The sequence below is a fragment of the Nonomuraea sp. NPDC049624 genome (assembly GCF_040675255.1).
GTDB lineage: Bacteria > Actinomycetota > Actinomycetes > Streptosporangiales > Streptosporangiaceae > Nonomuraea.
The window spans coordinates 146,739-161,007 of sequence record NZ_JBFAOR010000014.1 but is presented as its reverse complement, the minus strand read 5'-3'; the positions used below and the strand labels follow the sequence as shown (position 1 = coordinate 161,007).

Annotated in this window: 17 protein-coding genes and 1 pseudogene; 9 read left to right on the top strand and 9 right to left on the bottom strand. The window is 71.2% G+C overall.

The window, feature by feature from the left end:
• Positions 1-76 precede the first annotated feature (76 nt).
• The 4 genes from AB0J76_RS42460 to AB0J76_RS42445 all read left to right on the top strand — a co-directional run bounded on the left by AB0J76_RS42460 (position 77) and on the right by AB0J76_RS42445 (position 3,067).
• Complete coding sequence (locus AB0J76_RS42460; RefSeq protein ID WP_352329520.1) at positions 77-328, top strand: DUF2000 family protein; 252 nt, start codon at positions 77-79, stop codon at positions 326-328.
• A 112-nt stretch (positions 329-440) separates the two neighbouring features.
• The gene (locus tag AB0J76_RS42455) at positions 441-902 is read left to right on the top strand and encodes a DinB family protein (RefSeq protein ID WP_352329518.1); all 462 of its coding nucleotides are present in this window, start codon (positions 441-443) and stop codon (positions 900-902) included.
• A 1,545-nt stretch (positions 903-2,447) separates the two neighbouring features.
• Positions 2,448-2,648 (top strand): hypothetical protein, encoded by a 201-nt coding sequence (locus tag AB0J76_RS42450; protein ID WP_352329512.1) that lies wholly within the window; start codon positions 2,448-2,450, stop codon positions 2,646-2,648.
• Positions 2,649-2,716: 68 nt separating this feature from the next.
• Entirely contained in the window at positions 2,717-3,067 is a 351-nt protein-coding gene (locus AB0J76_RS42445; RefSeq protein ID WP_352329510.1) for a hypothetical protein, read from the top strand.
• Between the two features lie 935 nt (positions 3,068-4,002).
• Here AB0J76_RS42445 and AB0J76_RS42440 read toward each other — a convergent pair.
• From AB0J76_RS42440 to AB0J76_RS42430, 3 genes are all read right to left on the bottom strand, one after another.
• Complete coding sequence (locus tag AB0J76_RS42440; RefSeq protein ID WP_352329508.1) at positions 4,003-4,227, bottom strand: hypothetical protein; 225 nt, start codon at positions 4,225-4,227, stop codon at positions 4,003-4,005.
• A 105-nt stretch (positions 4,228-4,332) separates the two neighbouring features.
• A complete protein-coding gene (locus AB0J76_RS42435) occupies positions 4,333-4,797 on the bottom strand; it encodes a luciferase family protein (protein ID WP_352329506.1) in 465 nt (154 codons plus the stop codon).
• Positions 4,798-4,807: 10 nt separating this feature from the next.
• Positions 4,808-5,212 (bottom strand): zinc-binding dehydrogenase, encoded by a 405-nt coding sequence (locus AB0J76_RS42430; protein ID WP_364393110.1) that lies wholly within the window; start codon positions 5,210-5,212, stop codon positions 4,808-4,810.
• On the opposite strand from AB0J76_RS42430, the pseudogene AB0J76_RS42425 reads away from it, so the two are divergent.
• Both AB0J76_RS42425 and AB0J76_RS42420 read left to right on the top strand, forming a co-directional pair.
• Positions 5,207-5,371, top strand: a pseudogene (locus tag AB0J76_RS42425) (IS256 family transposase); the annotation flags it as partial. The gene AB0J76_RS42430 and the pseudogene AB0J76_RS42425 sit on opposite strands and share 6 nt — an antisense overlap.
• 224 nt (positions 5,372-5,595) lie before the next feature.
• On the top strand, positions 5,596-6,174 hold the full coding sequence (locus AB0J76_RS42420; RefSeq protein ID WP_352329406.1) for a transposase: 579 nt from the start codon (positions 5,596-5,598) through the stop codon (positions 6,172-6,174).
• A gap of 190 nt (positions 6,175-6,364) precedes the next feature.
• On the opposite strand, the gene AB0J76_RS42415 is transcribed toward AB0J76_RS42420, so the two are convergent.
• Positions 6,365-6,994 carry a hypothetical protein gene (locus AB0J76_RS42415; protein ID WP_352329404.1) on the bottom strand — a complete coding sequence of 210 codons (630 nt, stop codon included), beginning with the start codon at positions 6,992-6,994 and terminating at the stop codon, positions 6,365-6,367.
• A 184-nt stretch (positions 6,995-7,178) separates the two neighbouring features.
• On the opposite strand from AB0J76_RS42415, the gene AB0J76_RS42410 reads away from it, so the two are divergent.
• Positions 7,179-7,646 carry a hypothetical protein gene (locus AB0J76_RS42410; protein ID WP_352329403.1) on the top strand — a complete coding sequence of 156 codons (468 nt, stop codon included), beginning with the start codon at positions 7,179-7,181 and terminating at the stop codon, positions 7,644-7,646.
• Positions 7,647-7,721: 75 nt separating this feature from the next.
• Here AB0J76_RS42410 and AB0J76_RS42405 read toward each other — a convergent pair whose 3' ends face one another.
• The 3 genes from AB0J76_RS42405 to AB0J76_RS42395 form a co-directional block, all read right to left on the bottom strand.
• Entirely contained in the window at positions 7,722-8,948 is a 1,227-nt protein-coding gene (locus AB0J76_RS42405; RefSeq protein ID WP_352329402.1) for a cytochrome P450, read from the bottom strand.
• A gap of 229 nt (positions 8,949-9,177) precedes the next feature.
• Positions 9,178-9,903, bottom strand: a complete 726-nt coding sequence (locus AB0J76_RS42400; RefSeq protein ID WP_352329401.1) for a class I SAM-dependent methyltransferase — start codon at positions 9,901-9,903, stop codon at positions 9,178-9,180.
• 57 nt (positions 9,904-9,960) lie between these two features.
• Positions 9,961-10,539, bottom strand: a complete 579-nt coding sequence (locus AB0J76_RS42395) for a TetR/AcrR family transcriptional regulator (RefSeq protein WP_352329399.1) — start codon at positions 10,537-10,539, stop codon at positions 9,961-9,963.
• Between the two features lie 82 nt (positions 10,540-10,621).
• Here AB0J76_RS42395 and AB0J76_RS42390 point away from each other — a divergent pair, with 82 nt between their 5' ends.
• Entirely contained in the window at positions 10,622-11,677 is a 1,056-nt protein-coding gene (locus AB0J76_RS42390; RefSeq protein WP_352329397.1) for a DUF2867 domain-containing protein, read from the top strand.
• A gap of 48 nt (positions 11,678-11,725) precedes the next feature.
• Here the strand turns inward: AB0J76_RS42390 and AB0J76_RS42385 are convergent, their stop codons facing one another.
• Positions 11,726-12,151: a nuclear transport factor 2 family protein gene (locus AB0J76_RS42385; RefSeq protein ID WP_364393103.1), complete on the bottom strand. Its 426-nt coding sequence runs from the start codon at positions 12,149-12,151 to the stop codon at positions 11,726-11,728.
• Positions 12,152-12,923: 772 nt separating this feature from the next.
• Positions 12,924-13,241: a hypothetical protein gene (locus AB0J76_RS42380; protein ID WP_352330818.1), complete on the bottom strand. Its 318-nt coding sequence runs from the start codon at positions 13,239-13,241 to the stop codon at positions 12,924-12,926.
• A 199-nt stretch (positions 13,242-13,440) separates the two neighbouring features.
• Between AB0J76_RS42380 and AB0J76_RS42375 the strand changes: the two genes are divergently transcribed.
• Positions 13,441-14,250, top strand: a complete 810-nt coding sequence (locus tag AB0J76_RS42375) for an alpha/beta hydrolase (protein ID WP_352330816.1) — start codon at positions 13,441-13,443, stop codon at positions 14,248-14,250.
• Positions 14,251-14,269 lie beyond the last annotated feature (19 nt).

The window sequence follows — 14,269 nt, the reverse complement described above, 5'->3', positions numbered from 1 at the left end:
GCTCAGCCTGGGCGCCCGCCTGAGCGACCCGCTGGGCGGCGACGGTGTGGACGCCGGCTGAGGATGGCAGGCGGGCCTGAACCTACACCCGGTCGCCGTCCTGATCGCTCCCGCCGAACTACGAGAGCTGCACCACCGCGCCCTGGCCCAGGATGACCTGATCACCGTGGGCTTCAACGAGGTGGCCCAGCGCGCCCGAGACTACGACGACCACCTCGCCGCGTTGAAGACCACCCCGTCGCAACACGTCAGCCTCGTAGCCGTCGCCGTGTTCGGGCGGCGTAATCGCGTGACTGCCCTGACCAAACGGCTTCCCCTGCTCGCGTGACTCAGAAAGGCTGAAGAACATGACCAACACGAGCCGCCGGAGAAGAAGTGAGATCCTCGGTGGCGAGGACGACAGCCGGTTCACCTTCCCCGCCTTCGGAGACGAGCGAACGATGCTCGTCGACGTCCTCGCCGCTCAGCGAGCGACGCTGAAGTTGAAGTGCGCGGGCCTGGACACCGTGCTGGCCCTGCGGTCCGTGGAGCCCTCCACGCTGTCGCTGCTCGGGCTGGTCCGGCACCTCGCCGACGTCGAGCGCCGCTGGTTCAGGGCAGTGCTGGCCGGTCAGGACGCGCCGCCCCGCTTCTCCTCCGCCGAGGACCCCGACGGCGACTTCGACGGCGCCGTGCCGGACCCCGAGGTTATCGACGGAGCATGGCGGGCCTGGCGGGAGGAGGTGGCCTTCGCCGACGCCTACGTCGCCGAAGCGCCCCACCTCAACGTCGAGGGCCACGACGCCTGGCGTGGGCGGCTCTCGCTGCGCTGGGTGCTCATCCACATGATCGAGGAGTACGCTCGCCACAACGGCCACGCCGACCTGCTGCGCGAACGCATCGACGGGGCGAGGGGCGTATGAGCGAGAAGCACACGAGCGAGGGAGCGCATAAGCCAGGCAGGGCCGGGCCTTCGCCTGGGCGGCATGGTCATCGACGCCGTCGACCTCGATCGGCTCGCCCAGTTCTGTAGCCTGTTGCTCGATGTGCAGGTCACCCGCCGTAGGAGTGTACTTCCGAGATGGCGTCAACCTCGGAAGTGCCCTTCTGATCACCGCGATTCTCGCTCTCCCGGCTCTGGCCTTGGTGCTGATCCCGTTCCATGACGAGACCGGTGCGACCGACACGCGCAACGGAGTGGCCGGGCTGCGCACTCGGGAGACGCTCGCCTCGCGTGAGGCGTGGGAGGCGGCGCATGCCTGGATCAGGAAGCCCAAGCGACGGCTGGCGCTGACCATGGCGGGGGGCTCGTGGCAGCGGTGGCGGCCGAGGTGGCACTGGAGCCGCCGGAGCCTGCCGGAGTGGCGATCGTGTTGGCGCAGGCTTTCCTGCTGGTGGGCGGTCTGCTGGGGATCGGCAGGCGCGCACACCTCGTGGCCGCTCGGGTGAACCGACTCCGTGGAACGCCGTTCATGCTGCGCGTACCCCATCTCAACACGACAGAACTACTGAGTACGGCCGATGCGCGCGGGCGATCCAGGAATGGGCCGCGCACTGCGATCAACTCCGCGGGGAGCACGCGGGTCCACAGGAAATCCTGCCCCTGGCACTGCTGCTGAACGACCTCGGTGTGGCCATCGTCGGCGTCGTCCAGTTGGTCGCGCTCGGTGTGGTGGCGCCACGCCGGCAGGATGCGACCACACCGAGCAGCCGATCAGCTGGACCCATCTTGGGCGCGACTCTGCTGCTGAGCTCAGCGATCAGCGCGGTGATCGTAGCCCCCGGACTGTGAGGTGGCCGCGGCACGCCGTTCCACCGGGCGTCCGCCCCACCTCGTCCAACGTCAGAGGGCCTGCGCGCGCTGCGCCATCCCGACGACGTCGTCCTGCTCATCGCCGACCTGAAACCGGGCGAAGCATCCTCCTTCACGCCTTCGGCGCGAACACATAGCTGGAGGCGTTGGTCACCCAGGTCGATCGAACGGCACGGAGTGACCGCCGTCTCCCGAAGCATCACCGCGAACGCCGAGACCGTCCCGGGCCGCAAGCCCGAGGGCGCCCAGTACCCGTGGACAACCGGCCTGACCAGCCGCCTGACCTCATGGAGCACTTCCATCTCGCGCCAGGTCGCCAACCACATCTCCAGCATCCTCGCCACACTCCGGGCCGCGGCCCGCGCCGCCGCTCGTCGATGGCGGCCGCGGTTGCCGCCGCGCGTTGAGGCGGGGTGGTCGGGGTGGGCCCGGTCAGTTCGTACGTCGCCTTCGCGTGGCCGGTCTGCGTCAGCGTCACGGCGGCGATGTCGTCGGGGTCGACCACGAGGAGGCCGATCTCGGCGAAGGGGGCAGCGACCGTACGCGCCGTGTTGGTGGACGGCGCCCAGGCGTAGGCGTTGGAGGCGAAGACAGGATCGCCCATTCGGTGGCGGAATCCATGACGGCCCCGCTCGTACGCGGCGGAGGCCCGGCTGTGCGACAGGGAGTCGGGGCGGCCACCCGCGCCTCCCCGTACACCACGCCCCGCCGGCGACACCCATGGAACGAGCGGCAGGACGGGCGGCAGGACGGGCGGCAGGACGGGCGGCAGGACGGGCGGCAGGACGGGCGGCAGGACGGGCGCCTCGGCAAGGTACTCGTCGAGAGGGCGGAACAGGGTGTCGACATCAGGTGAAGATCGCCCTGTTGGCAACCGAGAGCATGTGAAGTGATACCAGTCTGGCGCTCCCGCAGACTAGGAGTATGGAGATTACGTACGAGTTGGGCGAAATCGCCGTCGAGCGGCAGCTGGAGGCTCTCGCTGGGGACGGTACGCGCAGGCCGGTGACGATCAGATTCGGCACGCCGCGCCTCGACCAGTTGAGCGTGAACGGCGACTGGTGCTGTCCCCACCAGATCCTGGGTCTGGGCGACCAGGAAGTCGGGGCGGCTTTCGGTGTGGACTCCCTGCAGGCGCTCCTGCTGAGCGTGTACAAGGTGCGATTGAAGCTGGAGGAGCGGGCGCTGGCCGCGTCGGTCCGGCTGGACTGGCTGGGCTGGCCGGACCTCGGGTTGACGGTGGGCCCGGGGCCCCGTCCGGCCTTGGATGTCTGACTGTCACTTCGAATCGTGCGGTTCTCGGGAGGACGGAGGATGGCAGGCCCGCCGGGAGGGCTGTTGAGCAGGCACGACCCGTCGTGCGCCTCGCCCCTGCGGCCTCCAGGAGCCGGCGGCTCCGAAACCTGCTCACCCAACCCGACGTGACCGTGCAGGTCGGCGCCGAACCGACCCACCTGTGGGAGACGACGACCGGTATCTGGCCCCTCTACGCCGGCTGGCAAAGGCGGATCCCGAACGTCATCGTCGAGCGCCCGCCGACGCGCCTCCGGCCTGACCAAGAGCGAACTCATCCTCGAACGGGCAGCCGACGCCGATGAGGGACGCTGGACACTCCGAGCCCGCCTTGGACGCAACCCGAACCGCAACGCCGGGCGCTCCGGCGGGCTCCTTCCCCGGAACTCTCGCAACCGCGGCTGCCAGGCTCCCGACCGGACGCGGGACGATCGACGGCACCCGGCAGGCTGAACGGACGCGGCACGAGCGTGCCCCGCCGACCGGCTGAACACCGGCGGGAGTGTTTCTGCATGTGGTTCCGCCTGTTCGGCAGCGGCCGCGCACGGTGTGATTGACCCAGCAAGCCTCCCGGTGGCCGGTCAAGCCCGGCTCGTCGACGGCATGTCGGCGTACCGGCCCGAGGTGTTGAGCGCGGCGGTGCTGCCGCTGATCAGCCCTGCCGACGTCGCCCCGCATCCGCGGGATCGCCGCACGAGGCAACGTCAACCACACAGGAAATGAGCATCCACCATGGGCAAACCGGTACTCGAACCCGCGGCGCAAGCGTTCGTCGAGGCGACCGCGAACCCCTGCCGACGACAGCGAGCCGAAGCGACTGTCGGGTCTATCTAGGGTCGAATCGAAAAGATCCCCTGGTCAGAGGTGAAGGCGATCTGCTGCCTGGCCAGCAGCGCCAGCGAGGCCGCCCTGCGGATCTAGGCCATGGCGTTGAAGGCGTCCATGGACACGTCAGCCTGGGCGCCGTCGGCGGCGGCACGGGCCTGGGCGGCCAGGCCCTGTCGCTCGGCGCAGATGAACTCGTCAGGCTCGTCGGCCTCGCCGTGTTGCCGTTGCCGGGTGACCTCATCAACCCGCGCGCGATCTTCTGCGTCGGCGGCCTGGCGGGCGTCGGACCGGCGCGTGGGCGAGGCTCTGCACATCTCGCTGCGCTAGCCGTCCGCCGTTCGCGGCAGGAGCACACCCGGTGCCTGGCCGGCCGCTGCGGGCGGGCGACGCGGCCAGGGGTTGACTGCGGGGCCGGGCGGCTACAGGGTCCTGCCGGTGGCGTATCGGTAGGAGGCCGCGACGACGCTTCTGGCAGTCTCCAGCTCTTGTGGGCTGCGGGGACCGTAGAGCATCACCACGTTGATCGTGGGTGAGTACAGGGGATGGCGCTCGCCCCAGCCCTTGGCGATGAGCTCTTGCTGGTCCTCCTGTGACAGGGCCATGTGCAGGCTGCCGTCGGCGTGGACATGGGCGAACTCGGCGACCAGTCGGGGCGGCAGGAGCACCGCTCCCTGCGGCGGCACCGCGTCCTGGTGCAGGAAGAAGGCGAGCGAGCCCGGCTCGGAGATCTCGCTCGGCCTGATCTCGGTGCCGGGAAGCCGGGTGCTCATCCACTGCGCGAGCTGTTCGCGGATCTCGCCGGGGCTGTTCTGGCTGAGCTGGACGTGCGGAACGGACGGGCCGGTACGGGGACGGTCCCCGGCGCGGGTGGGAAGGGACAGCATGACGGACTCCTCAGAAAGTGATGACGATCTTGCCGCGCGTGTACTGGCCTTCGGCCAGGTCGCGCATGGCCTGCGGGGCTTCGTCGAACGGGTAGGTCGCGGCCACCTCGATGCTCATCCGGCCCGCCGCGACCCGTTCGGCCTGCCGGTGCAGGTCGCCGGTCGATGCCTCCATCCGGACGTAGACGGGCGCGACCCCGTCCACCTCCGCCGGGCCGCACAGGGTGGAGACGAGCCGGCCGCCGGGCCGTACGAGCCCGGCGGGGGACGCGAGCGCGGGACCGGCGTTGATCAGGTCGACGACCACGTCCAGCCCGCCGGGGTGCAGCCGCCGGGCCGCACTCAGAGTGTCGACGGCGGTGTGGTCGATGGTCTCGTGCGCACCGAGCGCGCGGATGTAGGCCGTGTCGGCCACTTCCCGAACGAGCAGGCCGCGCTCAAGTGCGTCTACATGGCGATCATGAGTCTGGACCCGACCGGCAAGGGCCGCAAACGCTGGATCACCCGCTGGAAGGCCGCCCTGAACGCCTTCGCCATCACCTTCGAAGGCCGTCTCACCCCGACCACCCGTTAATCACGCAAGATCGAGATACACCACTGACTGGACACACCCGTTTCTCTTGGAGACCGTGGCAGCACGCCTTCACCTGCCCGGGTGACGTCCAAGCAACTACCCGATTTACGGCGGCGTCGGCTTGGATGATGTGGATAGTGGTGTGGTCCGCCCGAACGGCCGGCGGGGAGGCTGCGTGGTCGGTTGCGCCTGCCGGTCGGCCGGGCGGAGTTGCCGGCGGCGGGGTGCACGACTCCCAGACGGCCCGGGCGGCCGAGCCCGTTGGCGCGGCGGCCTGCGGGAACGACGCGGGCAAGAAGCTCAAGGCGCAGAAGCGGCACTTCGTGGTGGACACCCTCGGGCTGCCGCTGCGCGCGATCGTCAACGCCGCGTCGGTGCAGGACCGCGATGACGCGCACCCGCTCCTGGCGCTGCTGCGCGAGAAGCTCTCCACCATCGGCCTGGTCCGGGCCGACGGCGGCTACGCCGGACGGCTGGCCACCTGGGCGGATCCGCTGTCCCCGCCTGGTGCGCACCTACCCGAACATCATGAAGCTGTGACCTGGTGGGCCGCAGTGCACCAGATGACCCGCCGCCTGACGCGCGTTGCCCGGCTCGCCGCCCCTGGGTGCAGGAGCGCTCCCGCTACTGCCGGTCTTGTCAGGCTTCGACCGGCGTGGCAAGGTCCTGCAGCTCTTGTCCACTCATCCCTGCCGTGCCTGGAAAAATCGATCAGCCCTCTACAGCCCCATGCCCGCCAACACTCACGCCTTTGTCAGCAGACCGTTAGGGGCAGCCAGGCTGACCGGGGCCGCTTCCTGTAATGACGACGTGCCGGTAAAGGCATGAACGAGCGCATGGGGCTCGTCGAAGGCGTGGCGTATTCGGTCATGGTAGGCGTCGTGTCCGGCTCGCCAGGGGCGGTGTCCCCGTTGCAGCATTCCGAATCAGCTTCTCAACGTCCTGCCGCTCAGCGGAGCTCCCATCGCGCCCCGAGCCGCGGTCTCGTAGGCGTCAGCGAAGTCTCGCGGACGCCAGTGGCACCAGCGTCTCTTGACCTGGCCAGGCACCGCGTAGCACCACGTCCGCAAGCTCGACGCCGACGTCGAGTCGGCGGGCGACGACCAGCTCGATCGTGTCTGTCACGATCACCGTCGGGTCGTCCTCGGTGACGCGCTCGATGCCTCCCACCGCTGGCAGCACCACTGCCTCATCTGCACCGCCGACGATGCTCATATCAGGCTCGCGACGCACCAAACGGCCATTGACCTGCACCAGTTTCTCGGCCTGGCCCGTGCCGCCGATGATCGCAGCCGCCAGTGCCGCGGCGTAGACAGGATCGCCGACCGCGTCATAAACCCAGCGCATACCCAGCACCGAGTGCTCGGCAGTGCCCAGCAGCCACGCTTCGCCACCGGGCAATGGCGCCTCGCGGTAGGTGAGCGGCATCTGATGAACCGGGCCGTCGCCGACCCGGACCAGTATCGTCTCCATCCCGACCGCGCCGGCCGGGTCGTCGAACCGGAAGGAGGCCATCTGCCGCATCTCGCCGACCGGCCCGGTGTACCAGGGGCGTCCCGGCAACCAGTCGCTCAGCAGCTCAAGCTTCGTAGGCGAAAGCGTTGCCTGGTAGAGCAATGCCATGGGGTCATCGTAGCGTGATCGGAGAATTCGCAATCGGGAGAATGTCCGCCGCGACCGGTCCGTCGCTGGGGCAGTGTGCGGTTAGGGGGTGTCTGGCCGGGGCCCCAACCCCGGATACTCACCCAGTGCACGGACGCGGGGCGGCGCCAGGTCGGCGGCTCCGCCGGTGGCGTGCCGCTCGGCCATGTTCTCCAGCCAGGCCCGCGCCACTTCAAGGGCATCGGCCGGGGCGTCAGGAACGGCCATCAGGGCACCCTGCTTCGTCGGCCTGGCGCTCGTGGGCGTCGGCGGCGTGGTCGGTGGGCGGCGCGTCCAAGGGGGCTTCATCCCGGTGGTAGCCGCACGTCGTGCAGTGCTGGCCTCGCTCCTGAGCGAGCCGAGCCGGAACGTTCTCCGGGCCGCGGTCGCCGAATCCAGCCCTTTCCCGCAGGGCGCGTGGCAACGGCTGACCCGGCTTCCCGAAGCCGATCGGCCCGCCGTCGGACTCGCGCTGCTGGCCGCCCTCAGCCCACACGACGTCACCGAAACGGACGTCACCGCATGGCGCACCACGACCTCCGCCACCGATCTGGTGCACCTGCTCGGCTTCGGCGCCATCACCGCGGTGGAGCGGCTCGAGGAGGCCGTCACCAGCCGAACACCGACTCGATGAGGACCAGCCGAACTGATCGCGACCTTCGCCCTCATCGGCCCTCCGGCGGCCGCGGGCGTGCAGCGGCCGGTGCGGTCACCAGGTCACGGGGAGTTCGTACACCCCGTACACCTGGCCGTCGTGCTTGAAGGGGATCTTCTCGAACTCGGTGGCCAGGGCCAGGGTGGGGACGCGCCTGTAGAGGGTGCCGTAGGCGACCTGCAGCTCCAGCCGGGCCAGGGGCTGGCCCAGGCACTGGTGGACGCCGAAGCCGAAGGCCACGTGCCGGCGGGCGTCGCGGCGCACGTCCAGTTCGTCCGGGGCGGGGAAGATCTCGGGGTCGCGGTTGCCGATGTCGTTGGCCACGATGATGCCCTCGCCCGCGCGGATGACCTGGCCGCCGATCTCGATGTCCTCCTTGGCCACCCGGCGGCGTCCGCCGTGGGTGATGTTCAGGTAGCGCAGCAGCTCCTCCACCGCGCCCGCGATCAGCGCGGGGTCGTCGCTCTCGCGCAGCAGGGCGAGCTGGCCGGGATGGCGCAGCAGCGCGAGGGTGCCGAGGGCGATCATGTTGGCGGTGGTCTCGTGGCCGGCCACGAGCAGCAGCACGCCCATCTGAGCGGCCTCCTGCCTGGTCAGCTCACCCGCCGTGACCCGGGCGGCCACCTGGGACAGCAGGTCGTCGCCGGGGTGGACGAGCTTGTCGCCGACGAGCTCGTCCAGGTACTGCCGCAGACGCCCGCCCGCCGCCGTCCGGTCCTCGACCGACACGTCCCGCTTGACGATGATCTGGCTGTTCTCCTGGAAGAAGCCGTGGTCGGCGTACGGGACGCCGAGCAGCTCGCAGATCACCAGCGACGGCACCGGCAGCGCGAACGCCTCCACCAGGTCCACCGGCCTCGGCCCGGCCAGCAGGTCGTCGATGAGGCGGTCGACGATGCGCTGGACGGCCGGGCGCATGGTCTCGACCCGCTTGACGGTGAACGCCCCTTGCACCATGCGGCGCAGCCGGTGGTGCTCGGGGTCGTCCATGAGGATGAAGCTGATCGCGCTGTCGGGCCGGTTGGGCGCCAGGATCGGCAGCGGGTAGCCGGGCCGGGTGACGTCGGAGCTGACCTGCGGATGGCTCAGCACCGCCTTCTGCTCGGCGTAGCCGGTGACCAGCCATACGGTGCCGCCGTCGCGCAGCCGTGCCCGGGTGAGCGGCGCGTCCTGCCGGAGCGCCTGCAGGGCCGGCGGCGGGTCGAACGGGCACGCCGCCGCTCTGACGCCGGGAAACTCGGGCAACGTGCCGGACTTGTCCTGATCTGGGATCGCCGTCATGTCGGTCTTCCTTCCGCTCGTCGGCCCCGGACGGCGCTCATCGACTCCCCGCCTGACGCACCAGCACGCTCCTTTGTCATGTCCAGTAACCGCCGCGCACCCCATTAAGTCAAGCGCCTGCTTTGACGGCCCCGAGGGACCGCAGGACCTGCGCCGCCGACTCGGTCGTGGAGCCGGCGCGCGCCACCCACCTGGTCGCCGTCCGCGTGACGTCCCGACGTCCGGCGCTTCAGCCGGCTTCCAGGACGAAGAACAGGAGGCCCAGGAACCTCGGCCCGGAGATCTCGCGGAGCTCCTCGGGGAACAGCTCGCGGGCCTCCGGCGCGTACGGCGGTTCGCTGACGACGCCGATGCGGAAGCCCGCCGTGGTGAAGGCTTCGGTCATCGCGTGCAGCGGCCGGTCCCAGAAACTGAGCCGGCTGGTCTGCCCGCCCATGGTCCACTCCTCGACCCGGTTGCGCGTCCCGAAGTAGGCGGGGCTCTCCCCGGCCTTGTGCTGCATGAGGGTGATGGCCAAGGGGTGCTCGACCGAGACGAGCAGTCGGCCGCCGGGCCGCAGCACGCGTCGCAGCTCGGCCAGCGCCGGCCCCCAGTCCTCCAGGTAGTGCAGCGCCAGCGACGCGATGACGTCGTCGAAGGTGTCGTCGGGGAAGGGCAGCGGGCAGGCCAGGTCGGCGACCCGCAGGTCGGCGTCGGCGCCCAGCCTCCGCCGGGCCACCTCCAGCATCCCGGCGCTCGCGTCGACCCCGGTCACGACGGCGCCCCGAGCGCGCAGCTCGGCGAACAGCGGGCCCGATCCGCAGCCGGCGTCGAGGACGCGCCGGCCGGTCACGTCACCGGCGAGCTCCAGCATCGCGGGCCGCTCGTAGTACGCGTTCATGAGGCTGGTCTCGTTCTCGGCCGCGTAACCTTCGGCGATCGCGTCGTAGGCGTTGCTCCCGGGCATCGTCGTCATAGGGGTCATTCTGGCCCCCGCGTCACGAGGTGCGGCCGGGCGCGCGCCAAGGCCCGGTCAGTCCTCCGCCTTGTCGAGGTCGATCAGCAGGGCGGCCGCCCGGGTGAGCACCTGCGCCCGGGTGCGGCCGCCGTGGTCGGCGGCCAGGAAGTGTTCGCCGATCGCCACGCAGAAGGCGAGGAGGCTGCGGGCCTCGACCTCCTCGGGGTCGGCGCAGAAGCTGCCGATCATCTCGCGCAGCAGCGCCATGCGCCGGTTGTCCACCCGCCGCAGGCGTTCGGCGACCGCCTCGTCGCGCCTGGCCCAGTCGCGGACGGCGAGGTCGATGGGCAGCAGGCGGTCACCGGAGAAGGTGAGCACGCCGGCGCGCCTGATCTTGGTCCGCGGGTCGCCGCCCTCGCGCTCGACGCGCTCGATCACCTCGTCGGTGCTCTCCCGCTCCCAGGTGTCCAGCATCGCCTCCAGCAGCGCCTCCCGGTCGGCGAAGTAGCCGTAGAAGCCGCCCTTGGTGACGCCGAGCCGCTTGGCCAGCGCTTCCACGCGCACCGCGTCCGGGCCGCCGGCCGCCAGCGCCCGCAACCCCTCCTCGATCCATCCCTCCCGGGTCGTACGGACCGCGCCCACAGTGTGTGCCACCTCACTCCGACGATATGTATACGCCACCGTATAACCGTGGTTAACCTCAGTATATACGGCAGCGTATAGATAGGGAGGGATCATGAGGCTGGCGAACGCCGCCCATACCGGCCGCCCCTGGCGCATCCACGACATCGCCGAAGGTTTCGAGCTGGAGGACGTCTGGGCGATCCGCACCCCCGGCGCCGGACCGCAGGACTTCCCTGCCGCGCTCGCCGCGATGCGCGACTCCAGCGGCGGCCCCCTGCCGCTGCGGCTGCTGCTCGCGGCGCGCTGGAAGCTGGGCGCCCTGTTCGGCTGGGACAGGGCGTCGGCGGGCGTCGGAAGGCGCGTCCCGTCGTTGTGCGACCGCCTGCCCGCCGACCTGCGCCGCGCCCCGCGCGGCTCCGACGCCGGCCTGGCGCCCTTCTCCCCGATCTACGCGCTGGACGACGAATGCGCGCTGGAGCTGGCGAACCGCACCGTCCACGCGGTGATGCACCTGGCGTGGGCGCCGGCCGCCGGCGGCGGGCACGAGCTCCGCATGGCCGTCCTCGTACGCCCCGACGGCCTGCTGGGACGTTGCTACATGGCCGCCATCACGCCGTTCCGCCGGACCCTCGTCCTGCCGGGCTTCGTCCGGCGGCTGGAGCGCGCCTGGCTGGAGCGCGAGGCGGGCGCCCTGGAGTCGGCCGTCGGGACGGACGGCATCCCGCCGTCCGTCCGCGCGCTGAGCTCCTTGCCCGTCATCGACTACGCCGACCACTTCGCCCTCACCACGAACGACCGCGACGGGGGGACGGCGGAGGAGTGGGCGCGGGCGATGTTCGGTGACGTGCCCAGCGCGGCGGAACGGCTGATCTGGCGAGGTCTCCTGGGGCTCCGGCTGGCCCGCGGCCGATCGCCCGCCACCGTGGCCGGATGGCGGATCACCGCACGTGGCGACGGCTGGATCCGGCTGGAGACCGCGTCCTGGTTCCTGACCGCCAACCTCGTCGTACGTGTGGCGGACGGACGGGTGTCGCTGACCACCCTCCTGCGCTATGACCGAGGGCTCGGGCGCGTCGTGTGGCCGCCGCTGTCGGCGATCCATCGCCGGCTGGCTCCCGGGCTGCTCCGGGACGCCGCCGCGAGGATGGCCCGCGGCGGCGCCCGGTAGCGCCAGGGCAGGGCTGCCGGCGCCGCGCCCTGACCTGCGACGCCGGGGTCAGCCGCGCCTGGCGGCCGGCCAGCCGTGCCCCCAGCCGCCCTGGACCATGGTCTGGAACGCCCACCCGTCCTCGGTGCGCACCAGCAGGTCGGCGTAGTGCATGCGGTGCTCCTCGCCCTCGATCGTCATCGTCGCCTCGGTCTCCACGACCACCAGGTTCGGGCTGACGAAGCGCGGGGCGCGCGTCGAGCGCAGGTCGAGCCCGGCGGTGCCGCCGCCCATGGACTGCTTCATGGCCTCGACGTACTCGGCCCGCGTCCACTGGCGCACGCTCGCGTGGCCGCCGGGCACGTCGGTGGCCACGTTCATCGGGAAGACCGCCAGGTCGGCGAGCTGCTCGATCGCGCCCTCCTCGGCCAGCGCGTCGTAGGCGGCGAACCAATCGTCGATGTTCTTCAGTTCCTCGGCGCTCGGCTGGTACATGCTGCTCCTTCTCAAGGCGTACAACGTACCGTACAGCATACGGGAAGCGTCGCGCGCCACGGGACGCCGTGCTGGGCGACGGCGGGTTCGGGCAGGGCGGGCGCGCTCACGAGCAGCTGCTGGACGTCGATGTGGCGAGCAAGGAACTGCGGCTGCCGGTCGGTCTGCCGCAGGCCGAGCAGGACCGGCGGCTGGAGCGCGACCACGCGAGGCGCGCAACGCCGTCCGGCTGCGGGCGCATGAGAACGTCGTCGCGGTCCACGACGTCGTCCCCGGCGGCCTGCCCTGGATCGTGATGGCGCTGGCCGGCGGCCGGTTCCTGAAGGAGCGCCTCGATACGCGGGGGGCGGCGGCTCACCCGAGTACATGGCCGCCGAACGGCTGCGCGGAACCCTCGGGCTCCCGGCCAGTGACCTGTTCTCCCTCGGCGTGACCCTCTATGAGGCTGTCGAGGGCCTCTCGCCGTTCCGCCGCGGCGCCCACCCGGCGACGCTGACCGCCGTCCTGCCGGCGGAGCCACCTTGCTGCGCGGCCGGGGCGCCCGGTTCCTGACGCCGATCACCGGTACGACTGTCGCGGTCGCCGGGAGCGCTGCCGGGTTCCTCTCCGGGATCGGCGTCGTGGTGCTCGCCTTCGACGGCGTGACCGTCCTGCGCTGCCAGGGCCGACGTCGAGCGGGACGACCGGACTTGGTGATCCCGTTGATCGTGATCACTTCCGTCGCGCGGTTCACGGCGGCCGTCGTAGGGGGCAGCCGGCCCCCGCCCGGCGGTCAGCGGGGGCGGCTGAGGGCGGCCTCGGCGAGATCCGTCCACTGCCCGGCCGAGGAGTGCGGGACGACCACCCAGTCCTTGACCACCCTGCCCTCCCCCGAGGGATCGAACAGGCGCGCCCCGGCCAGCTCCAGCGCGGCCGCGTGCTCAGGGGTGTCCCTGACCAGCCGGAACACCATCGCGCCGTCACGCTGCAGGCTGGCGAACACCTTGCCCGCCTGATCCTTGAGCGCCGGGCGGCCCATCATCCTGGAGATCCGCACCCCCAGGTCGGCCAGCTCGGCGCCGACCTGCAGGAAATCCTCTTCCGCGCTCATCGTCACTCGGCCCCAGACGTCGTGGCGGCGCGGGCCGAGCGGCTCGGGGCCGCCGGGGCACGCGATCGTCTCGGCTCCCGCCCTCCGGCAGAAACGGCGATCAGGCTAGCAGGATCATGCCGAACCGGGAGAACGCACGTCCCCGGGCCGCGTCCGGCGCTCTTCCCCTGACGCAGGGTCAATGCCGAAGCATGGTGGCATGACCGCTACGACCAGTACGAACCGCCCGCCGTCCGGTGACCTGACGGCCCACCACGACGGCCTCGCCATCCCGCTGTCCCGCGGCGGACGGGGCCGCCCGCTGGTGCTGTGCCCCGGGCTGAACGCGACCCAGGCCGACCTCGGCGAGCTGATCGAGCTGCTGCGGCGCGACCACGACGTGGTGACCTTCGACCTGCGCGGCCACGGCCGCACCCCGGCCGCCGACCGGTACTCGTTCGAGGCGTTCCTCGGCGACCTGGACGCCGTGATGGCCCGGGTGGGCCGGCTCGGCCTCGGCCGGGCCCCCGTGCTCGTGGGGTACTCGCTGGGGGCCGACCTGGCCGTGCACCACGCCGCCCGGCATCCCGGGAGCGTCGCGGGGCTCGTCCTGATCGACGGGGCGAACCCGGTGCCCGAGCCGTTCCTCACCGAGGACGTCCTGCCGCAGTTCCGCGCGATGTGGGAGGAACTGGCCGCGCAGCAGCGGAGCCGGCGCGGCACCCCGCGCCAGGTGCTGCTCACCGCCCGGCAGATCCTCGACCTGAACGTCGAGATCGACGTGGTCCGCTCCGGGATCCTGTCCCGATACCCGCTGATCGACCGGCCGATCAGCATGATCATGTCGACCTCGATGGCGGGAGCGGGCGGCGGGCCCGCCGAGCGGTTCAACCGGAACTGGCGGGCCGGGATCGACCGGCTCGTCCGGCGACAGCCGCGCATCGCCACGACGTGGCTCGACGCCGACCACGGGCTGGTCTTCACGCACGCCGCCGAGATCGCCCGGATCATCCGGAAGGCGGCTTCTTGACAACCTCTGGAAGGGTGGC